This window comes from Candidatus Viadribacter manganicus, from assembly GCF_001679665.1.
GTDB classification, from domain to species: domain Bacteria; phylum Pseudomonadota; class Alphaproteobacteria; order Caulobacterales; family Aquidulcibacteraceae; genus Vitreimonas; species Vitreimonas manganica.
The window spans coordinates 3,556,011-3,573,978 of sequence record NZ_CP013244.1 but is presented as its reverse complement, the minus strand read 5'-3'; the positions used below and the strand labels follow the sequence as shown (position 1 = coordinate 3,573,978).

Below are 17,968 nucleotides of genomic sequence, written 5' to 3'. Positions count from 1 at the left end.
AGCATGCGGATATTTCTGGTCGCCGTTATGGCTGGATTGGCTGTGGCGTGTTCGCCTCCACCGGCTGCAACGACTGAAACGCCCGATGCACCCGCCGTCTCGGCGCCTGGCGTCGATGATGCGCAAACACAGTTGCTGCTCAACGTGCTCCAACCCGTTGTGGCCGACGAGGTTGGTCAGCCGGTGAGCTTGCAGCCGACGACGGTAAACGTGCGCGATGAGTGGGCTTACGTCGACGCGCAGGTCCGCAACGGCGACGGCACAGAAATCAATTGGACGACCACCAATCTCGCCAGCCGCTACGAAAACGGCGCCATGGACACCGGTGGCGGCGTTCACGCACTGCTCAAGAACGAGAACGGGACCTGGGTCGTGCTTGAGCACGTCATCGCGCCTACGGATGTAGCTTGGATTGACTGGGCCAGCCGCCATGGCGTGGCGCCAGATATTCTCGGCTTGCCCTCGAACTGAGTTAACGGCGCGTTGCTTGCAGATGTGAACCCGAAATTCGACTGGGGTTCACGTTTTCATGGCTCAACAATCATTCGCCAGCCTCGCCGTGCTCGTGGCGTTGGCTTTCGCAGTTATGGCGCTGCACGGCTGCGCCGTTCCGGCACAAAATCAGGACGAGAGCTTCGGCCCGGCGGTCATCGCCCCGCTCGAACCCGAAACAACGACGCCTGAATTTCACGGCGCATCGATCGGGCGCGACGCGCTGCGTTCGCGCCTGAGCTCGGACGACTAAGCAAGGCTGCCGCAAAGAGCTGACGCGCGCCGAGGATTTTGGCATTCTCGGGCGCGTGAAGCCGTTCACGCCCGAAGATCTTTTGGCCTGCTACAGGCGCGGCGTCTTTCCGATGGCGGAGAGCCGCGACGATGAGGGCTTCTTCATCGTCGATCCCGAATGGCGCTGCGTCTTTCCACTGGACGGGTTCCACGTCCCTCGCCGGCTCGCGCGCACACTGCGTCAGGACAGGTTCACGTTCACCATCAATCGCGAGTTCGATCGCGTTATCGATGGGTGCGCGGCGCCGGGCAAAGACCGCGAAGACACCTGGATCAACCCCGACATTCGTGAACTTTACCTCGAACTCCACCGGCGCGGCTTGGCCCACAGCGTAGAGGCCCGCATCGAGGGCGAGCTCGTGGGCGGGCTCTACGGTGTAGCGCTCGGCGGCGCCTTCTTCGGCGAGAGCATGTTCTCTTGGGAAACAGACGCCAGCAAAGCCGCGCTCGTCCAATTGGCGGCGCGTCTCAAGCGCGGCGGATTCAAGCTCCTCGACGCCCAATTCATCACGCCGCACCTTGAACAATTCGGCGCACAAACTTTACCACGCCGGATCTTTCAGGCGCTGCTTGGCGTGGCGGTGGAAGCGCACGGCGATTTCCGCGCCCTTCCCGTCGAGACCAAAGGCGCAGAGCTCTTGCAAATCGTCGCTCCTGCTCGCGCTTAGGCCTTAGAGATAACCTCAAGCCCGCCCATGTACGGCGCGAGCGCTTTCGGCACCTTGATGCTGCCATCGGCTTGCTGATAGTTTTCGAGCACGGCAACGAGCGTGCGCCCAACCGCTAGACCTGAACCGTTCAACGTATGGACGAACTCAGTCTTGCCGTCCTTGTTGCGGAAACGCGCATTCATGCGCCGCGCCTGAAAGTCACCGCAATTCGAGCACGAGCTGATCTCGCGATACTTGCCTTGGCTCGGCAGCCAGACTTCGAGGTCGTAGGTCTTCTTTGCCGTGAACCCCATGTCGCCGGTGCAGAGCAGCATCGTGCGGAACGGCAATTCGAGGCGCTTCAGAATTTCCTCCGCGCAACGAACCATGCGTTCATGTTCCTCATGACTTTGCTCGGGCGTGGTGATCGACACCATCTCGACCTTGCGAAATTGGTGCTGGCGGATCATGCCTCGGGTATCTTTTCCGGCCGCGCCAGCCTCTGCGCGGAAGCAGAGCGTATCGGCAGTCATGCGCAAAGGCAGCGGCGCCTCATCGAGAATTTGCTCACGCACTAGGTTGGTGAGCGCCACTTCCGCTGTTGGGATGAGCCAGAAATCTTCGCGCGTAGGGGCGCTGTCGAGGATCTCATTCAGCAATTGTGTCGGCTTCACGTTGCCGCCGCGCTTTTCGAACTCATCGTCGAAGCGCTCCAACGCTTCATTGAGCAATTCTTGACGGCTCATCGTACGCGCAGCTGTGAACTGATCATCCACGAACTTAGGCAACTGTCCGGTTCCGAACATGACGTGGTCTTTGACCAGAAGCGGCGGGCTCACCTCGGTGTAACCGTGCTCACCTGTTTGGATGTCGAGCATGAACGCGGCCAAGGCGCGCTCCAGGCGCGCCAGCTGTTTGCGCAGCACGACAAAGCGCGCGCCCGAAAGCCGTGCCGCCGCCTCGAAATCCATCATGCCAAGCGCCTCGCCAAGCGTGACGTGATCGGCGGTGAGATCAAGCGCGGGCGGTTCGCCGCCGTCCTTCAGATACCAACGCCGGACTTCGACGTTGCCATGCTCATCTGCGCCATCTGGCGTATCGATAGCGGGCAGATTCGGAATTGAAGCCAGGAGATCGTCGCGTTCCTTCTGCCACTTGGCTTCATCAGCGCTTGTGGCTTCGATGCGCAGCTTCAGCGCCGCCACCTGCTCCATAAGACGCGACGCTTCAGCTTCGTCCTTCTTGGCTTTGGCGGCGCCAATGGCCTTCGACGCAGCGTTGCGTGCGGCCTCGGCCTCCTGCTTTGCGGTAGAGGCGCTGCGCAGTTTGGCGTCGAAATCGACGATCTTCTTCGCAAGCGGCGCAAGGCCACGGCGCGCCCAAGCGGCGTCGTAAAGGTCAGGGTTGTCGCGGATGGCGCGGATATCGTGCATCAGCGGGCTTTAGCGGAACCCGCGCACGAGCGCTACGGGGCGGGCGGCTGCACTGCCGCCGCGGCCTCGGCTTTTTCACGGCGCGCGCGATTGGCTTCTATCGCGGCCACGATCCAGATCGAAATTTCGTAAAGCGCATAGACCGGCGCCGCCATGACGAACATGGACACGACATCGTTGGGCGTCACCAACGCCGCGAAGGCTGCAATGCCCACGATCGCGTACCGGCGCCCGCTCCGCAGCAACGACGCCGACACAATGCCAATGCGCCCCAGCAGCGAGAGCACCACCGGCAATTGGAACATGAGGCCGAACGCCAGCACCAAGGTGGTGACCAGCCCCATATATTCTTCGACCTTCGGCAAATACCGGACATGCACCGGCCCGCTCGTCACTTGCTGGCTCAGCGCAAACTGCAGCGCGTAAGGCATCGCAAAATAGAACACGAATGACGCGCCGAGCGCGAACATCACCGGAGCGGCAATGAGAAATGGCGCGGCCGCCGCACGCTCTTGGCGATAGAGCCCAGGCGCAATGAACGCGTAGGCTTGCCAGGCGATCACAGGAAACGCCAGCACGATGCCGCCAAAAAGCGCGATCTGCATCTTCACCGAGAAGAAGCCAAATGCACCGGTATTGATGAGTTCCACGGCCTGCCCGGCGGCATCGGGATCTTGCGCCGCCATCGCCGCTTGGAACGGCTGCACCAAGAACAAGAACAGCTGATCGGCAAAGAAAAAGCAGATGACGACGCCAACGATGACGCACAGCAGCGCGCGCATCAGCCTGTCACGAAGCTCGATCAGATGATCCATCAACGGCGCACGCGACGCCTCGATTTCATCTTCGTTGTTGGTTTTTTTCTGCGCCGACGCCGTCACGGGGCGCTCCGCGCAACCGGCGCCACGGCTTCGTCCGCCACCTTTTCAACGTCCGGCTCAACGCCAATTTCGCCCGCCGGCGGCTCGACGGGCGCTTCGACCGGCGCCGTCACAGCAGGCGCCGGGATCGCAGGCTGAGACTTGATGCCAGCGTAGTCTTCCAAGGTCGCCAGCGGCTTGGTGATTTCGCTTCGTATCTCCTGCAGCGATGTCGTACGCCGCAGCGCATCAACTTCACGCTTCAACTCATCGAGTTCAGCCTGACGCGCCAGCTCGTCGAAACCTGTGCGAAACTCCTGCGCCATGCCACGCAGCTTCGCCGTCCATTGCCCAAGCTTGCGAAACAACAGCGGCAAGTCTTTCGGCCCCACGACCACAAGGGCGAGGATTCCGAGAATGACGATCTCGTTGAAGCCAAGGCTTGGAAGCATGGGCGGCTGTCCCGCGCGCTAGCAGATTATTGCGCGCGGTCTCCGTTGGTGGACTGGTCGCGCACCTGGGCTGGCGGCGGCTCTTGCGCGGGCGGCTTGTCGCCCTCGCTCAGACCCTTGCGGAAGCCGGAGATACCTTTGCCGAGATCTTCCATCAGGCTCGAAATGCGGCCCGGACGGCTGAACAGCAGGAAGGCCAGCCCCAGCACGATGAGGAGCGGAATAAGGCCAGGCATATGCATCTAACGGGTACTCCAAACTGCAGGTGGGGCGCCGGGAGGGACGCCTTATTCGTCTTCCAGATGATCCACGAAAAAGCTTGCCGCGTCGTCACCTGGCGACAGTGGTTCTTCGTCGCTGGCCATGTCCTCGGTTGGGCGCGGAACGTCAATGGCTCCCGCCGCCCGGGGATCGAGAAGGCCCAGGGCCTTCAAATCGTCCTTGCCCGGGAGGGCGTCAAGCGAGGCTAGGCCAAACTGGCTAAGGAACGCGTCCGATGTGCCGAAGGTCAGCGGCCGGCCGGGCGTCCGGCGGCGGCCGCGTGGCCGAATCCAGCCGATCTCCAGAAGCAATTCCATCGAGCCGCGAGAGAGGCTTACCCCCCGAATGTCCTCGATTTCCGCCCGCGTGACCGGTTGGTGGTATGCAACAACCGCCAACGTCTCCATCGCGGCTTTCGGAAGCTTGCGAGGCGCCTCACGTGTCTCAGCAAAGAGGGCTCCAAGATCGGGCGCGGACTGGAAGCGCCACGCGCCCCCCGCCTCGACCAATTGAACGCCGCGGTCTGCGTAATCGCCCTTCAACTTCATCAGCACGGCGGCCACGTCGACGGCGGGGCCCAGCTTCTCACCCAAGGCTTTCGCCGTGATCGGCTCTCCGCCGGCGAACAACAAAGCTTCTGCGGCACGGATTGCATCGGCGCTCGGCTGCGCACGCACGCGCTCCTCGCCGCCTTCTGAGAAAGCATCTTCGATACGGCGCATCGTGTCCGCTAGCGGTGGATCGTTCTCGGCCGTCATTCTGTGCGTCCACTCTGAACGGCGCGCGCCCTTAAGAACAGCGGCGCGAAGGCCTCCGCCTGACGCAATTCAAGTTTATGCTCGCGCGCCAATTCGAGCGCCGCGCCGAACGTCGACGCCAAATAGCTCTCGGGCGGCGGTGCATCGGGGCCAGTGTCGGTCGCTTGCGCCACCGCGTCGATGGCACGCCATTCCTCAAGTCTTGCCAGCGCTTGTTCGAGTTTCTTGCGCGCCGTTTCCAATGGGTAGGCGCGGCGAACGAACGTGCGGTAGGCGCGCTTGCGGACGCTCTTTGAACGCTCGGCGCAATACGCATTCAACAATTCATAAAGATCCGCGCGCCAGACGATTTGTTTGGTGAGCACAGTCGGTTGTGGCTGGCCGTTGAGGAATACGTCTCGGCCGAGTTGTGGCAATTCTTCGAGCTTCTTCGCGGCAGCGCGCGCCGTTGCCAAATTCATCAGCTTGAGGCGTAGAGCCTCTTCAAGCTCCAATGGATCGGGTTCATCGGCCGGCAGCTGCGGCTTCGGGATCAACATTCGCGACTTAATGAGCGCCAACCAAGCGGCCATCACCAGATAGTCGCCAGCGATCTCCATGTCGTGCGCGCGCGCTTCTTCGATGAACGCCAAGTACTGATCGGCAATCTCGCCAACCGAAATCTTCGCAATGTCGATCTTGCGCGTACGCGCAAGTTCCAGCAGCAGATGCAGCGGTCCTTCGAACGCATCGAGCGCAAGCAAAAGGGCCTCGCGCCCTTCCGCCTCCTCGGCGGCGCCGAGGTCTAGTTCGAGATTTTCCGCGTCTTCGCTCACGGGAGCCTTATAGCGTCACGCTGGCGCGAAATCAGCCATCAACTGCTTGAATCGAGCCCAGCCTGCCCCCGCATCGAACTCGCGCGGTGGGCGTTTTGCGAAAGCTTCTACAGCGCGCGCGCGAACCAGCGGCAGGCCGGCAAGTTCACGGCAACCTGCCGCCGTGGTCTGCATCTCCTTCAGAACGCCGGAACACTGGAGGACCACATCGCATCCGGCCCCAACAGCTGCTTCAGCGCGTTCCTTGAGCCCGCCGTTCAGAGCGTACTGCAGGGCATGCATGTCCAAATCATCGCTCATCAGCATGCCTTGAAAACCGATGCGCTTACGGATGATCTCATCAATTACGACAGGCGAGCATGTCGCCGGCCGATCGGGGTCCCATGCCTTGAACACTATGTGCGCAGTCATAGCGGCCTCGGCATCAGCGAGTTCCGTGAATGGCAGGACGTCGTTGGCGAGGTCGATCTCCTGGGCGCCGACCTTCGGCAACGCCAAGTGGCTATCGGCGGTCGCGCGACCGTGACCGGGCATGTGCTTGATGCAGCCCGCGACGCTGCCGTCATGAAGGCCGTTGAGGGCAGCACGCGCCAACAGCGCAACGATCTTAGGATCTGCAGAGAAAGCGCGATCGCCAACGATCTTGTCGGAACCTTCAACCGGCACATCGAGCACCGGTGCAAAATCGCCATCGAGACCAGCGTCACGCAGTTCGTGTGCGATCAGCCTGTAGCCAAGATAAGCCGCCTCCAGACCGGCGTCTTTCTGCTTGGCGTAGATTTCACCAAACTTTCCAGCGGCAGGCCAAGTTGGCCACTCCGGCGCCTTCAGTCGCGCAACACGGCCGCCCTCTTGATCGATCCAAACAATCGCGTCGTGACCAACCGTGTCGCGAAGATCGGCGCAGAGCGCACGTAGCTGCTCGCGCGAGACGCACGCCTCGCGAAAAACAATGAAGCCCCAAGGACACGCGTCCCGAAAGAATGCGCGCGTCTCCGCATCGAGCTTGGGCTGGCGGAGACCGAGAAGACACGAAAGCATCAAGCAGTCCTAACGCGCCGCGACGATACAGTCCTGGCCCATTTGCCGTATCCGCTCGCAGAACAGTGTCGCGTCGTCACTGGTGGCGAAATAACCGGCGCGCAGGCGGTGGTAGACGCCGCGGGCGCCAAGATCGGCGCGCTGCACGTCCATATGAGCGCCCGCGAACAAGTTCGGCGCCCGTGACGCAAAGCGCCGCCAAGATGGCTCGACCGACGCCTCTGACTGAAGCGCCGCGAGTTGCGCCACGAAGCGGCCATTGGTTGCAAAAGTCGGCATCGAAGGGGCGTCGACCTGCGGATTGAGTTCAACCATCGGTGTTTGCGCCTCGGCCAAGGCAGCATCGACTGGCGCAGGCGCGGTTTCCACAAGCGTTGTCGCTGGCGGCGCCTCCGGCGGCGGCTCGATCTTGTAGGGCCCTGCCTGAGCAGTGATGCGGGGCACTTCCGGTGCGCTGTAGAGCTGCCAAAGGAAACCGCCGAACGCCACAGCGATGACGATCATCAGCACGTACAGCACACCCGCATGACGAGACTGGTCGTCATATGCGTGCATACGCGGATCGTAACTTCTGCTCACCTGCGGCTCCACGGAATCGCGTTTTCATGCGGTGTTTACCACGCCGCATCTTCTCCCCAGCTTAACGGGACGAAGAGCAGCCATGCATGAATCCATAATTCCGCAGACGTAACGGACTGGTTAGCGATCGAGACGGAACAGGCGCCGATGCTCTTCTATTGCGAAATCGTCAGTCATACCGGCGATGTAATCGCAAACGCGCCGGCCCGTACGCTGTCCGCGCGGACCATCGCCGCCTTCCTGCCATGCTGGTGGCAAGAGTTCCGGTTCCGCGATGAAGAGATCGAAAAGCTGGCGGATGATCCGCTTGGCGTGGCTGCGCGAGCGATTGACCTTCCAGTGCCGATACATGCGCGCCATCAAGAAACGGCGGAGCACGGCTTGGTGCTCATTCATCTCGTCCGAAAAGCCAATCAGCGGCTTGCCCGCGGCGCGCACGTCTTCGACGCTTTTGGGCTTAGCAGCCGTGATGCGATTTCCGGACTCCCACATCAAATCGTCGATCCAAACGCCGATCAGGCGGCGCACGGTCTCGGCTGAAGTCCGAAATTCATCGACGCCCGGATGATCGCGCTCAACCGTCAGCAGCACACGATCCACCATCGGCACCTCTTCGCGGAGCTCTGCCAGCGAAAAGAGCCCGGCGCGAAGGCCATCATCGATATCGTGGTTGTTGTAGGCGACATCGTCCGCGTGAGCCGCGACCTGCGCCTCCAGGCTCGGCCACGATTCCAGCTCAAGATCGTGCGTGGAATTGTATTCCTGAATTGCGACGGGAAGATCGTGTAACGTCGCGCCGAATCGGATCAGCGGTCCGTTGTGTTTGACAACACCTTCCAGCGTTTCCCACGTAAGATTGAGGCCATCGAAGAGCGGGTATTTGCGCTCAAGCTTCGTCAGCACGCGCAAGGTTTGGGCGTTGTGATCGAAGCCCTGGAAACCCTCCATACAGGCGTCGAGCACGTCTTCGCCGGTATGTCCGAATGGCGGGTGACCCAGATCGTGCGCAATGCCCAGCGTCTCCGCCAGGTCATCATCGAGGCCCATGACGCGCGCCACGCTGCGCGCGATCTGCGCCACCTCCAGTGAATGGGTAAGCCGCGTGCGGTAATGGTCGCCCTCGTGGGCCACGAACACCTGCGTCTTGCCGCGCAGGCGACGAAAGGCCGAGGAATGCACGATGCGGTCACGGTCTCGCTCGAACGGCGTCCGCGTCTTGCTGTCCGGTTCTTCATGAAGTCGGCCGCGCGAGCGGGCCGGATCGGTGGCATAAGGGGCGCGCGGCGGACGCACGAAGGGCGGCGCCGTTTTGAGCACCTTCACCTTTTTCACTGCTTTGTGCCCGTCAGCCACGAACCGGCTTCTCCTCACGCTGGGGGATGATCATATATGGGGCCGAGACGCTTTAGAAACGCCCAAAGGTCACTGTTAACGAATGGCTGACGTCGCCCTTTCCGCATCCGCCGCCGAGCGGATCAAATCCGTGGTCACCGGCGAGCCCGCTGGCGCAGGCCTGCGCGTCGCAGTCGAAGGTGGCGGCTGCTCGGGCTTTCAGTACGAGATTGGCGTCGCAGGCGCCCCCAACCCTGACGACCTCGTCATAGAACGCGACGGCGCTCGCTTGTTCGTCGACCCGGTGTCATTGCCCTTTCTCCTGGGATCCGAAGTCGACTGGGTAGATGAACTCATTGGCGCTTCGTTCAAGGTCAAGAATCCCAACGCGACATCCAGTTGCGGTTGCGGCGTCAGCTTCTCGGTCTGATGTTCGGCGCTCGCTCCAAACTCGACAAAGGCCTCGACGCATTCGAGCGGCGCGAGTGGAAAAAATCGCGCAAGCTTCTTGAAGACGCGTTGCAGGCAGAACCTCGTCCCTCCGGCTTCTATCATCTGGGCGTCCTCTATTGGCGCGGGCTCGGCGGCGCTGTCGATAAAGCTGCCGCGGCGGACTGCTTCGAACGCGGCGCGGAATTCGGTCACCCCGGTGCGCAGACCGCCTATGGCATCGCTCTGCGATCTGGTGTCGGGGTTACAAAAAACAACGAAGAAGCACGGAACCAATTTCGCTCTGCGGCAGGCGCGGGTGATCGCGAAGCGATGGTGCAACTGGCGACCATGAGTGAACCGGAGGATGCACGCCGCTGGCTCATGCGCGCCTCCGAACTCGGGTACGCACCGGCGATGATGCATCTTTCGGACTTCTTGATGCAACGCGACCCGGTCGAGGCGCTCTCTTGGCTCTACGCAGCCGTCACGCTTTCCGCTGACGACGCATCGCGCAAACGCGCCGGCGCACTCGCAGCGGAGATGAGCGCAGCCGAGATCGAGCAAGCGCAAAAATACGGACGCGAATATGCGCGCGAGATCAGAGATAAAACCCAGGGGCGGAAATGAACGTCGATGAAGCACTGAAGACGCGCATCTCCGTGCGCGCGTTCAAGCCCGATCCGATTCCAGAAGCGCTAATCCGCGAGATCCTCGAAGTCGCCCGCTTCGCGCCATCCGGCGGCAATCTCCAACCTTGGCGCGTTATCGCTGTCTCCGGTGTTGAGCGAGACGCGGTCATCGCTATCGCAAAGGCCAATCTACCCGGTGACGAGGGCGAACGCCTCGTCTATCCGGCCAACCTCTGGGACCCCTATCGCACGCGGCGCTATAAGCTTGGCGAAGATATGTACGAACTGCTTGGCATCCCGCGCGACAACAAGGTTGGTCGCCTGATGCATTTAGCGCAGAACTTCGAATTCTTTGGCGCGCCTGTTGGTCTCTTCTTCGTCATCGACAAAGCCATGGGACACGGCCAGTGGGCGCACATGGGCATGTTCATGCAATCCGTGGCGCTCGCAGCGCTCGAACGCGACGTACAAAGTTGCATGCAGGAAGCTTGGGCGCGCATGAGAACGCCGCTTGCAGTACACTTTGCACTCGGCGATCACGAGATGATCTATGCGGGCATGGCGCTTGGCCGCGCTGACATGAGCAAGCCCGTCAACAGCATGCGAAGCGATCGCGCCGGTGTCGACGAGATAGCCACCTTCAGAGGCTTCTAGTTCAGCGTAAGAACAACACGGCCGCGAGCAACAACGCCGGCACGCTGGCCAACACGAGCGTAAGATTCGGCCGGGTTTTCCGAAGCACAAACGCTGCCATTGCACCGGCGATTGAAGCAATCGCAGCGACGACGACGAGCAGCCAGTCTGCCCGGCTGGCCGCCATCAACAGTGCGTAGAAACCCAGAAAGAATGCGCCGACTGCAAGCAGCGGCGTTAGCGCGCCGTACACGCCAGCTCTAAGCGCCGACATCAGACGTCGGCCTTGCGCGCGTTACCGAGCACGCCGTCTTCCGCAAAGTCCACGATGGCGAACAACAATCCCATGAGCACCAACCACAGGATCGGCGCGATCATCATCGGTACGGCGTGATGGTGACCCGTCGCATGCGCCGCCCACGCAGACTTCGCGCCCACGAACGCCGCTATGGGGTAAATCCAGCAAAGAAATTCAGCCACCAGCAACGCCGCCGGCGACGTCCAGTGTGCACGCTCTTTCGGCGTCAAAAGCCGCAGCGCCAGTCCCAAACTAGCCAGCCCCACAGCCACATGGAACAGAGTAAAGGCCCACAGGATTACTATCATGTCGCCGTCATACCACGGCGGATTGATTTTGGCTTTCCCTCTGCTCGGACATTAGCCACGGGGGATTCGGAGAATAGGCCATGACAGCTCATCGTGTCGGCGACCACGTCGAGGTTGAACAAGAGGCAGCCCGTGCTGGTCAAACCGGTGTTGGCCTGCGCTACGTCCTGGTCACGGGCGTGGTGCTTGTGATCGTAGGCATTGCGTTCGCCGCTGCGATCCTACTCGGTTGAACCCGGCTCAAAGCGCGGCTAAGCCGCGTGGATGGCCCTAAAAATCGCCGCCTGGAACGTCAATTCGATCCTTGCCCGCCTGCCAACGGCGCTCAAGGTGTTCGAGGAGGTGAACGCGGACGTTTGGTGCCTCCAGGAGATAAAGTGCGAGGATCCGCGCTTTCCGCGCCTCGAATTTGAAGCCATGGGCTTCAACATCGAGACGTTCGGGCAGAAAAGCTACAATGGAGTTGCCATCCTCTCGAAGTATCGCATCGAAGAAACGATCCGAGGCGTCCCGGGACTGGACCACGAACATTCGCGTTACATCGAATGCGTGATCGCCGCACCCGAAGGCCCGGTGCGTGCGGCGTCAATTTACGCGCCAAACGGCAATCCGATCGGAACGGAAAAGTTCGAGTTCAAGCTGAAATTCATGGACGCCCTCCGCGCGCATCTGCAATCGCTCCTTGCGCACGAAGAGCGCTTTGTGATTGCCGGCGACTACAACGTCATTCCGCGCGAAGTCGATTGCCACAATCCCGCGGTCTGGACTGGCGACGCACTCTTCCAGCCCGAGACACGAGCCGCCTATCGTGCGCTACTCAATCTCGGCCTCCGCGACGCCTACATGCAAGCCGACGCCGCGGCGCATCGCTACACATTCTGGGATTACCAGGCCGGCGCGTGGCAAAAGGACCACGGCATCCGCATCGATCATCTGCTGCTATCACCGCAAGCGGCGGATCAATTGGACAGCGTCGAAATCTTCAAGAAGGCGCGTGGGCTTGAAAAAGCGTCAGACCACGTGCCGATCGTGGCGACCTTCCACTAGTCTTGGCCTTTGGGCGCGATCACGCTTTCATCGTCCGGATCGTCCTCTTCGGCGGCGGGAATAGAATAGCCCCCGCTCAGCCAGCGATTGAGATCGACATCCGCGCAGCGCTTTGAACAAAACGGCCGATACTTTGCATCCTGCGGCTTGCCGCAAATAGCGCACTTGCTCATAGCGCCCTCGCGTCAATCTTGTCCCGCGGCCAGAATGCTTCCCGAGGCGCGGCGTCGATGCTCCATCGCATGCCGATGCGATTTGAGAGCTGCGCGCGCCAATCGATCTCGGCGGTGTCGAGCCAAGCCTTCACTTCCGGCGCAAGCGTACAGGCGATCTGCCGGCCGGTTTGCGACCGACCTTCACGCTCTATCGCGCGCAACGCCGTCAGGGCCACCGTCTCAACACTGAGCCGTCCATCGTGGTCACGCACTTGCTCATGCAGAGGCGTCCGCAGCTGGGCGCGGGCGAGCTCATACACGCCAAAACGCGAGAGCCCGCCGAATTGCACACTCCAGGGGTCTCCCACGAAAGCGCCGCGGACGACATCTTCAAGTTGCTTCACATGCGATTTCGCGCGAAGCGAAACAAAATCGATCGCAATGATCCCGCCAAGATTGCGAAGCCGTATCTGCCGCGCTGCCTCGTGCGCCGCAGCGATGTTGAGATCGAGTGCAAAGCGCTCGGGATCACCGCTACCTTGACGCCCGCCAGCATCAACATCGATCGCCACGAGGGCGGTCACCGCATCTATGGTGAGCACGCCGCCGCCCGGTATCGGCGTCGTCCTCGCCAAGGCGTCCTCGATGGCGGCGTCAAGCTTGCCGCGTACCTGGGCATCGGCCGCCGACTTGGCGAGCAGCAAGTCCGCGTCGGTGTCATGACGGCCAATGCGGTGCGGCTCCTCACCGTCGTGGTCGACCTCAGTGAGATCGACGACAGGGTTCTTGCCGCGCGCCGCCTCTCTCGTGACGCTCACAATGACACCCTGGCCTTCGCGCAGGTTGACGCGATCCTTGCGCATCCGTGCGCGGCCATCATCGCCGAGAGGCAAGAAGCCGTGCTGGTCATGCAAGCCCAGGTCTAGAAAGGCGCCCCGACGACGCCGATCCAACTCGCGCACGCGGGCGCAGTAAAGCTCCCCCCAACGGGCGCGACGTCCTTCGTCGCTGTCGCGTGCGATCCGCAGCGCGATCGGTTTGCCGTCGCGCACCAATGCCTCGCGCGTCTCGCCGATGGCGGCGTCAATCCAAGTTTCAAGTGCTTCGCTCATCGCGCGGACTCGATGAGGTTAGCCGTCTCATAGAGCGGCAGGCCAATGACGCTCGAATATGAACCGACGATCGAAGTGATGTAGCGGCCCGCCAAGCCTTGCGCCGCATAACCGCCTGCTTTGCCGTACCATTCACCGCTTGCGATATAGGCTTCCACTTCACTGGCGCCTAACACTTTGAACGCAACGCGCGATTCAACCAGACGATCTCGCAGTTCGCCACTTGGCGTCTTCACTGCGACCCCTGTGTAAACCCGGTGTGAGCGCCCCGAGAGCAAACGCAAACACGCGCGCGCCTCGGCTTCGGACTCCGCCTTGGGCAAGACGCGCCGTCCAACTGCAACCACTGTGTCGGCGGCCAGCACAATCGCGCCAACCGCCTTCACAGCCTCCGCCTTCTGGCGCGCGAGACGCACAGCCAGATAGCGCGGCGTTTCGTCCTTGAGTGGCGTTTCGTCGATGTCGGCTGCGATCACCTCGTCGGGCGTGATCCCGATCTGCGCCAAAAGCGCCAACCGGCGCGGGCTCGCGCTGGCGAGCACTAGGCGGGTCATTTGGGCTTCGGAAATCCAAGACGCTTGGCGATGACCTTATCGACCGCACGCGGGCCAATCAGGTTCGGCATCGTCACGTCCATAAATTCGTTGCGGAGGATACGATAACGCGTCTTGGGCTTGGGAGCCGTAAAGCAAAGCCAAACGAGATCGCCAACATCAGACGCCGGAAGGCCCGCATGCCCCTGCTTCAGCATGTAGTTCTCAACGCCCTTCAGCATGGGAGCGTAATCGGTGTTGCTGAAACGGCTAAGATCGCTCTCGCCCGCTTTGTCCCAAATTGGCGTTGCGATCGCGCCGGGGCCAACAACAATCACGTCGATGCCATAGAGCATGAGTTCGCGGCGTAGCGATTGGGAGTAGCCTTCCATCGCAAATTTCGAAGCCGAGTACGGACCCACAAACGGCGAACCGTTCTGACCGCCCACGGACGAAATCATGACGATGCGGCCCGGGTTGCCCGTGCGCGACTTATCGGCGCCGAGCAAGTCCGCGAACGCGCGCGTGACGTTGTGAACGCCGAAGAAATTAATCTCGAATTGTTTGCGCAATTCGTCGGTGTCGAGGTGAAGCAACGGCCCCGCCACGGCTATGCCTGCATTGTTTAGCAAACCAAAGAGCTTGCGATTGCCCAGCGCCGCCGCAACTTGCGCTGCGCCCGCACGCACGGCGCCTTCATCGACAACATCGAACAGAAGCGGGGTAACGGCCTCGCCAAACTCAGCTTTGAGACTGTCGGCATCCGATTGTTTGCGCACGCTCGGAAACACGTGCGCGCCCTCGCGCACCGCTTTGGCGACAGCTGCGCGGCCGATGCCGGTGGACGCACCAGTCACAACCACCGCACGATCGAGAGAGCCTGACGTCATGTTTGTTGACCTATTACTTGAAGCGATACGTCACACGCCCCTTGGTCAGATCATAGGGCGACATCTCAACCAGCACTTTATCCCCGGCCAGCACGCGGATGCGGTTCTTGCGCATCTTGCCAGCGGTGTGCCCGATGATCTCGTGGCCGTTCTCAAGTTCGATCCGGAACGTCGCGTTGGGCAGAAGCTCAATCACGGTTCCGGCGAATTCCAGTAGTTCTTCCTTTGCCATTCTCTCTCCTGAACATGGCCCAGACTCGTAAGTCGCGGGGCCTTATAGGCGTGGGCGCCTATCCCGTCGATGGCCGCTGAAACCGTGCGGCGATGCGCCGGGCCAAGCCATCCCGCACCGTCCGATACTCCATAAGCACTTGTTCGCGCGAACCTTCCGCCAAGGAGGGGTCAAAGGTCGGCCAGTACTCCGCCGCGGCAGCGAGCCTCGGGACAAGCTCCAACGCTGTGTGGTGAGCCTCCGGGCTCAACGAAACAATCAGGTCGAAGGGCCCGCCCTCGAAATAGTCCGTTTCGAAGAAATCGAAGCCCTTGGGCGTGTATCCGGAGATATCGCCGCCCGCCTCATCCATCACGAATGCCGCCATATAGGAAACCTCTTCGCCTGGACGAAGACCTACGCTGTCGACACGGACGGCGGAGCCAAACTGCATGCGCATGAGTTCCGCGGCCATGGGCGAGCGGATCACATTGTGGGTGCAGGCAAACAGCACCGACGCCGGAAGTGCGTCAGCCTCGGACATGCAGCGCACACACCAGCGTGAACAGGCGCCGTGCGGTCTCATTGTCGATGGTGAAATGGCTGGAGAGAAGTTCCTGCAGGACCTCAGCCGCCTCATTGTGCAAGCCGCGCCGCCCCATGTCGAGAGCCTCGATGCGGCTCGGCGGCGCATCGCGGATAGCGGCGTTGTAGCTTTCGCAAATCAGCGCGTAGTCCTTGACGATCTTGCGCAACGCGCCGAGCGGGGCCTGGTGAAGGATGATGCGATCGCGCGCTTCGTCGCTCACGTCGAGCACAAGCCGACCCTCGGACATCCCGAGCAGCAGCACATAGGGCCCACGATCTTCGCCTTGTACCGCGAAGGAGTTGGATTCCTTCAGATCGAAAAGCGCGATGCGGCGATCATGCTCTACGTTTGCGGACGCCGGCGCAACCGACGCTTCATCGAGGTTGATCTCAAAGAGGCGGTTGCGTTCGCTCATTGAAACGCCGCTCAACCTTGCTCGTGATCAGGCCGGCGCGGCGTAGACCAAGTCGGACCTGTGTCGACCAAAACCGCGTCGAGGCATTCAACAGCGATGGCGATTTCACCGCCACCAGCGAGCAACAAACGTACAACGCCGCCCGGCGGCTCTTCTTCAGGAATGAATCCGAGCGAAAGCAGCGAGGCGAGCGCTTCGTCGGTATCTTGGCGCACCCGGCGGCTCTTCACGCCTAAGACGCTGTCGAACGACAATGCCGAACGAACCCTCTCATACGGCCCCTTTTCACCGGCGGCCTCCCAACGAAACCGGTTGATCATCACCGTAAAGCGGCGTGCTTTTCTGTCGAAATTGATTTCGCCGACCCGCACCAGCGCGTCTTGCACCGCCGCCCCGATAATATCGAGGTCGCCAGCATCTTCCGCCATCAACCTGAGTAGGCTTGCACTCATGCCGCCTGGTCTTCTCGTTCCCGTACGATTTGCGCGCCGCAGGCTTGCAGCTTGGCTTCCAGTTTCTCAAAGCCGCGATCGAGGTGATAGACGCGGTTGACCGTGGTTTCACCTTCAGCCGCAAGGCCAGCTACAACGAGACTGACTGAAGCACGCAGATCCGTCGCCATCACCGGCGCACCGACAAGCTTTGGAACGCCCGTCACCACGGCTTCATTGCCATGCACTTCGATCTTCGCGCCAAGACGGGCCAATTCCGGTGCGTGCATGAAGCGATTTTCGAAAATGGTTTCTTTGATCCGCGAAACGCCGTCGGCCATGCACATCAGCGCCATGGCCTGAGCTTGCAGGTCTGTCGGGAAACCGGGGAACGGCTCCGTTTCGAAATCGACCGCGTTCATACGATCGGTGAGCTTGCGCTGCACGCGGATGCCGCGCCCCTCGGCTTCGACCCGCACACCCGCATCGCGCAAGAATTTCAGCATCGCGCCAAGATGTTCGAAGCGCGCGCCGGAAAGCAAAACGTTGCCGCCCGCCGCAGCCGCCGCCATCGCGTAGGTGCCCGCTTCGATGCGATCGGCCACCACAGGATGCTTCACGCCCGAAAGTTTCGCGACACCCTTGATGCGGATTTCGCTTGTGCCGGCGCCTTCCACCTTCGCGCCCATCGCGTTCAGGCAATCGGCAAGGTCGATGATCTCCGGCTCGCGCGCGGTGTTCTTGAGAACTGTGTCGCCGTGCGCCAAGACGGCCGCCAACATCGCGTGCTCGGTTGCGCCGACTGAAACGAACGGAAAATCGATTTCAGCGCCCTTCAGCCCACGCAGAGCCGCCGCTTTCACGTAACCCTGCTCGATGACGATGTCCGCGCCCATCGCTTCGAACGCCTTCAAGTGCAGGTCCACCGGACGCGCGCCAATGGCGCAACCGCCAGGCAGCGAAACTGTTGCGTGGCCAGCGCGCGCCAGCAGCGGGCCAAGCACGTTGAACGAAGCGCGCATCTTCCGCACCTGATCGTACGGCGCGATCGTCGACACGATCTCGGCCGCATGCATCCGCAGGGTATGCGTTTCCTTGATCCAGGTGATCTCGACGCCCAGCGTATTCAGCAGCTGCGCCATAAAGCGCGTGTCCGCGAGATCCGGCATGTTTTCGAGCATGACCGGATCGGCAGACAGCAAGGCCGCCGCCTGGAGCTTAAGCGCCGAGTTTTTCGCCCCGAAAATCGGGATAGTTCCGTTGAGCGGGGCGCCGCCCGTTATGACAATACGATCCATGAAACTCTTTCGCCGGATCC

General features: G+C 61.5%; 27 protein-coding genes and 1 pseudogene. 8 read left to right on the top strand and 20 right to left on the bottom strand.

Going from position 1 to position 17,968, the window contains the following annotated elements; translation table 11 throughout:
• Positions 1-3 precede the first annotated feature (3 nt).
• From ATE48_RS18345 to aat, 3 genes are read left to right on the top strand one after another with little or no spacing between them, the layout of a single operon-like run.
• Positions 4-471 carry a hypothetical protein gene (locus tag ATE48_RS18345; RefSeq protein WP_156767859.1) on the top strand — a complete coding sequence of 156 codons (468 nt, stop codon included), beginning with the start codon at positions 4-6 and terminating at the stop codon, positions 469-471.
• A gap of 58 nt (positions 472-529) precedes the next feature.
• The gene (locus tag ATE48_RS18340) at positions 530-745 is read left to right on the top strand and encodes a hypothetical protein (protein ID WP_066774112.1); all 216 of its coding nucleotides are present in this window, start codon (positions 530-532) and stop codon (positions 743-745) included.
• A gap of 55 nt (positions 746-800) precedes the next feature.
• Positions 801-1,454: a leucyl/phenylalanyl-tRNA--protein transferase gene (gene aat, locus ATE48_RS18335; protein WP_228126702.1), complete on the top strand. Its 654-nt coding sequence runs from the start codon at positions 801-803 to the stop codon at positions 1,452-1,454.
• Here aat and serS read toward each other — a convergent pair.
• The 9 genes and pseudogenes from serS to ATE48_RS18290 form a co-directional block, all read right to left on the bottom strand.
• Positions 1,451-2,869: a serine--tRNA ligase gene (gene serS, locus ATE48_RS20325; protein ID WP_066774110.1), complete on the bottom strand. Its 1,419-nt coding sequence runs from the start codon at positions 2,867-2,869 to the stop codon at positions 1,451-1,453. The two genes, aat and serS, sit on opposite strands and share 4 nt — an antisense overlap.
• Positions 2,870-2,901: 32 nt before the next feature.
• Entirely contained in the window at positions 2,902-3,750 is an 849-nt protein-coding gene (gene tatC / locus ATE48_RS18325; protein ID WP_228126701.1) for a twin-arginine translocase subunit TatC, read from the bottom strand.
• A gap of 218 nt (positions 3,751-3,968) precedes the next feature.
• Positions 3,969-4,181: pseudogene (tatB, locus tag ATE48_RS20510) on the bottom strand (Sec-independent protein translocase protein TatB); the annotation flags it as partial.
• Between the two features lie 26 nt (positions 4,182-4,207).
• Positions 4,208-4,423, bottom strand: a complete 216-nt coding sequence (locus tag ATE48_RS18315; protein WP_228126700.1) for a twin-arginine translocase TatA/TatE family subunit — start codon at positions 4,421-4,423, stop codon at positions 4,208-4,210.
• Positions 4,424-4,468: 45 nt separating this feature from the next.
• A complete protein-coding gene (scpB, locus tag ATE48_RS18310; RefSeq protein ID WP_066774105.1) occupies positions 4,469-5,200 on the bottom strand; it encodes an SMC-Scp complex subunit ScpB in 732 nt (243 codons plus the stop codon).
• On the bottom strand, positions 5,197-6,015 hold the full coding sequence (locus ATE48_RS18305; RefSeq protein WP_066774104.1) for a segregation and condensation protein A: 819 nt from the start codon (positions 6,013-6,015) through the stop codon (positions 5,197-5,199). The genes scpB and ATE48_RS18305 overlap by 4 nt, the downstream gene beginning before the upstream one ends.
• Positions 6,016-6,030: 15 nt before the next feature.
• The gene (gene nagZ, locus ATE48_RS18300) at positions 6,031-7,056 is read right to left on the bottom strand and encodes a beta-N-acetylhexosaminidase (protein WP_066774103.1); all 1,026 of its coding nucleotides are present in this window, start codon (positions 7,054-7,056) and stop codon (positions 6,031-6,033) included.
• Positions 7,057-7,065: 9 nt separating this feature from the next.
• Entirely contained in the window at positions 7,066-7,635 is a 570-nt protein-coding gene (locus tag ATE48_RS18295; RefSeq protein WP_156767858.1) for an SPOR domain-containing protein, read from the bottom strand.
• A gap of 120 nt (positions 7,636-7,755) precedes the next feature.
• The gene (locus ATE48_RS18290; protein WP_066775369.1) at positions 7,756-8,952 is read right to left on the bottom strand and encodes a deoxyguanosinetriphosphate triphosphohydrolase; all 1,197 of its coding nucleotides are present in this window, start codon (positions 8,950-8,952) and stop codon (positions 7,756-7,758) included.
• Between the two features lie 118 nt (positions 8,953-9,070).
• On the opposite strand from ATE48_RS18290, the gene ATE48_RS18285 reads away from it, so the two are divergent.
• Genes ATE48_RS18285 through ATE48_RS18275 form a run of 3 tightly spaced genes read left to right on the top strand, consistent with a single transcriptional unit; the run spans position 9,071 to position 10,682 of the window.
• The gene (locus tag ATE48_RS18285) at positions 9,071-9,397 is read left to right on the top strand and encodes a HesB/IscA family protein (protein WP_066774101.1); all 327 of its coding nucleotides are present in this window, start codon (positions 9,071-9,073) and stop codon (positions 9,395-9,397) included.
• Entirely contained in the window at positions 9,373-10,026 is a 654-nt protein-coding gene (locus ATE48_RS18280) for a tetratricopeptide repeat protein (protein WP_228126698.1), read from the top strand. Before ATE48_RS18285 ends, ATE48_RS18280 begins: the two co-directional genes overlap by 25 nt.
• The gene (locus ATE48_RS18275; RefSeq protein ID WP_066774097.1) at positions 10,023-10,682 is read left to right on the top strand and encodes a nitroreductase; all 660 of its coding nucleotides are present in this window, start codon (positions 10,023-10,025) and stop codon (positions 10,680-10,682) included. The genes ATE48_RS18280 and ATE48_RS18275 overlap by 4 nt, the downstream gene beginning before the upstream one ends.
• Before the next feature lies 1 nt (position 10,683).
• Here ATE48_RS18275 and ATE48_RS18270 read toward each other — a convergent pair whose 3' ends face one another.
• Together ATE48_RS18270 and ATE48_RS18265 are read right to left on the bottom strand one after the other, a co-directional pair.
• Positions 10,684-10,935, bottom strand: coding sequence for a hypothetical protein (locus tag ATE48_RS18270; protein ID WP_066774095.1), 252 nt, complete (start codon positions 10,933-10,935; stop codon positions 10,684-10,686).
• Entirely contained in the window at positions 10,935-11,267 is a 333-nt protein-coding gene (locus ATE48_RS18265) for a hypothetical protein (RefSeq protein WP_156767857.1), read from the bottom strand. The genes ATE48_RS18270 and ATE48_RS18265 overlap by 1 nt, the downstream gene beginning before the upstream one ends.
• Positions 11,268-11,347: 80 nt before the next feature.
• On the opposite strand from ATE48_RS18265, the gene ATE48_RS19900 reads away from it, so the two are divergent.
• Positions 11,348-11,500: a hypothetical protein gene (locus ATE48_RS19900; RefSeq protein ID WP_156767856.1), complete on the top strand. Its 153-nt coding sequence runs from the start codon at positions 11,348-11,350 to the stop codon at positions 11,498-11,500.
• 31 nt (positions 11,501-11,531) lie between these two features.
• The gene (locus ATE48_RS18260; protein WP_066774091.1) at positions 11,532-12,314 is read left to right on the top strand and encodes an exodeoxyribonuclease III; all 783 of its coding nucleotides are present in this window, start codon (positions 11,532-11,534) and stop codon (positions 12,312-12,314) included.
• Here the strand turns inward: ATE48_RS18260 and ATE48_RS18255 are convergent.
• The 9 genes from ATE48_RS18255 to murA are packed head-to-tail and all read right to left on the bottom strand — an operon-like array spanning position 12,311 to position 17,948.
• Entirely contained in the window at positions 12,311-12,487 is a 177-nt protein-coding gene (locus ATE48_RS18255) for a DNA gyrase inhibitor YacG (protein WP_066774089.1), read from the bottom strand. The genes ATE48_RS18260 and ATE48_RS18255 overlap by 4 nt on opposite strands.
• Positions 12,484-13,581 (bottom strand): ribonuclease E/G, encoded by a 1,098-nt coding sequence (locus ATE48_RS18250; protein ID WP_066774087.1) that lies wholly within the window; start codon positions 13,579-13,581, stop codon positions 12,484-12,486. The genes ATE48_RS18255 and ATE48_RS18250 overlap by 4 nt, the downstream gene beginning before the upstream one ends.
• Entirely contained in the window at positions 13,578-14,135 is a 558-nt protein-coding gene (locus ATE48_RS18245) for a Maf family protein (RefSeq protein ID WP_066774084.1), read from the bottom strand. The genes ATE48_RS18250 and ATE48_RS18245 overlap by 4 nt, the downstream gene beginning before the upstream one ends.
• Entirely contained in the window at positions 14,132-15,004 is an 873-nt protein-coding gene (locus ATE48_RS18240) for an SDR family NAD(P)-dependent oxidoreductase (RefSeq protein ID WP_066774082.1), read from the bottom strand. Before ATE48_RS18240 ends, ATE48_RS18245 begins: the two co-directional genes overlap by 4 nt.
• A gap of 13 nt (positions 15,005-15,017) precedes the next feature.
• Complete coding sequence (gene infA, locus ATE48_RS18235; RefSeq protein ID WP_066774079.1) at positions 15,018-15,236, bottom strand: translation initiation factor IF-1; 219 nt, start codon at positions 15,234-15,236, stop codon at positions 15,018-15,020.
• 58 nt (positions 15,237-15,294) lie between these two features.
• Positions 15,295-15,759, bottom strand: coding sequence for an arsenate-mycothiol transferase ArsC (locus tag ATE48_RS18230; protein WP_066774077.1), 465 nt, complete (start codon positions 15,757-15,759; stop codon positions 15,295-15,297).
• The gene (locus ATE48_RS18225) at positions 15,746-16,219 is read right to left on the bottom strand and encodes a UPF0262 family protein (RefSeq protein WP_066774075.1); all 474 of its coding nucleotides are present in this window, start codon (positions 16,217-16,219) and stop codon (positions 15,746-15,748) included. The genes ATE48_RS18230 and ATE48_RS18225 overlap by 14 nt, the downstream gene beginning before the upstream one ends.
• An 11-nt stretch (positions 16,220-16,230) precedes the next feature.
• Positions 16,231-16,671 carry a DUF2948 family protein gene (locus tag ATE48_RS18220; RefSeq protein WP_083197458.1) on the bottom strand — a complete coding sequence of 147 codons (441 nt, stop codon included), beginning with the start codon at positions 16,669-16,671 and terminating at the stop codon, positions 16,231-16,233.
• On the bottom strand, positions 16,668-17,948 hold the full coding sequence (gene murA, locus ATE48_RS18215) for a UDP-N-acetylglucosamine 1-carboxyvinyltransferase (RefSeq protein WP_066774071.1): 1,281 nt from the start codon (positions 17,946-17,948) through the stop codon (positions 16,668-16,670). Before murA ends, ATE48_RS18220 begins: the two co-directional genes overlap by 4 nt.
• Positions 17,949-17,968 lie beyond the last annotated feature (20 nt).

What these genes read in the sequence shown, in the direction of transcription:
- ATE48_RS18345 (WP_156767859.1), top strand. Translation starts at nt 4, where the DNA reads ATGCGGATATTTCTGGTCGCCGTTATGGCTGGATTGGCTGTGGCGTGT.
- ATE48_RS18340 (WP_066774112.1), top strand. Translation starts at nt 530, where the DNA reads ATGGCTCAACAATCATTCGCCAGCCTCGCCGTGCTCGTGGCGTTGGCT.
- serS (WP_066774110.1), bottom strand. Translation starts at nt 2,869, where the DNA reads ATGCACGATATCCGCGCCATCCGCGACAACCCTGACCTTTACGACGCC.
- ATE48_RS18315 (WP_228126700.1), bottom strand. Translation starts at nt 4,423, where the DNA reads ATGCATATGCCTGGCCTTATTCCGCTCCTCATCGTGCTGGGGCTGGCC.
- scpB (WP_066774105.1), bottom strand. Translation starts at nt 5,200, where the DNA reads ATGACGGCCGAGAACGATCCACCGCTAGCGGACACGATGCGCCGTATC.
- nagZ (WP_066774103.1), bottom strand. Translation starts at nt 7,056, where the DNA reads ATGCTTTCGTGTCTTCTCGGTCTCCGCCAGCCCAAGCTCGATGCGGAG.
- ATE48_RS18285 (WP_066774101.1), top strand. Translation starts at nt 9,071, where the DNA reads ATGGCTGACGTCGCCCTTTCCGCATCCGCCGCCGAGCGGATCAAATCC.
- ATE48_RS18275 (WP_066774097.1), top strand. Translation starts at nt 10,023, where the DNA reads ATGAACGTCGATGAAGCACTGAAGACGCGCATCTCCGTGCGCGCGTTC.
- ATE48_RS18270 (WP_066774095.1), bottom strand. Translation starts at nt 10,935, where the DNA reads ATGTCGGCGCTTAGAGCTGGCGTGTACGGCGCGCTAACGCCGCTGCTT.
- ATE48_RS18265 (WP_156767857.1), bottom strand. Translation starts at nt 11,267, where the DNA reads ATGATAGTAATCCTGTGGGCCTTTACTCTGTTCCATGTGGCTGTGGGG.
- ATE48_RS19900 (WP_156767856.1), top strand. Translation starts at nt 11,348, where the DNA reads ATGACAGCTCATCGTGTCGGCGACCACGTCGAGGTTGAACAAGAGGCA.
- ATE48_RS18260 (WP_066774091.1), top strand. Translation starts at nt 11,532, where the DNA reads ATGGCCCTAAAAATCGCCGCCTGGAACGTCAATTCGATCCTTGCCCGC.
- ATE48_RS18255 (WP_066774089.1), bottom strand. Translation starts at nt 12,487, where the DNA reads ATGAGCAAGTGCGCTATTTGCGGCAAGCCGCAGGATGCAAAGTATCGG.
- ATE48_RS18250 (WP_066774087.1), bottom strand. Translation starts at nt 13,581, where the DNA reads ATGAGCGAAGCACTTGAAACTTGGATTGACGCCGCCATCGGCGAGACG.
- ATE48_RS18245 (WP_066774084.1), bottom strand. Translation starts at nt 14,135, where the DNA reads ATGACCCGCCTAGTGCTCGCCAGCGCGAGCCCGCGCCGGTTGGCGCTT.
- ATE48_RS18240 (WP_066774082.1), bottom strand. Translation starts at nt 15,004, where the DNA reads ATGACGTCAGGCTCTCTCGATCGTGCGGTGGTTGTGACTGGTGCGTCC.
- infA (WP_066774079.1), bottom strand. Translation starts at nt 15,236, where the DNA reads ATGGCAAAGGAAGAACTACTGGAATTCGCCGGAACCGTGATTGAGCTT.
- ATE48_RS18230 (WP_066774077.1), bottom strand. Translation starts at nt 15,759, where the DNA reads ATGTCCGAGGCTGACGCACTTCCGGCGTCGGTGCTGTTTGCCTGCACC.
- ATE48_RS18225 (WP_066774075.1), bottom strand. Translation starts at nt 16,219, where the DNA reads ATGAGCGAACGCAACCGCCTCTTTGAGATCAACCTCGATGAAGCGTCG.
- ATE48_RS18220 (WP_083197458.1), bottom strand. Translation starts at nt 16,671, where the DNA reads ATGAGTGCAAGCCTACTCAGGTTGATGGCGGAAGATGCTGGCGACCTC.
- murA (WP_066774071.1), bottom strand. Translation starts at nt 17,948, where the DNA reads ATGGATCGTATTGTCATAACGGGCGGCGCCCCGCTCAACGGAACTATC.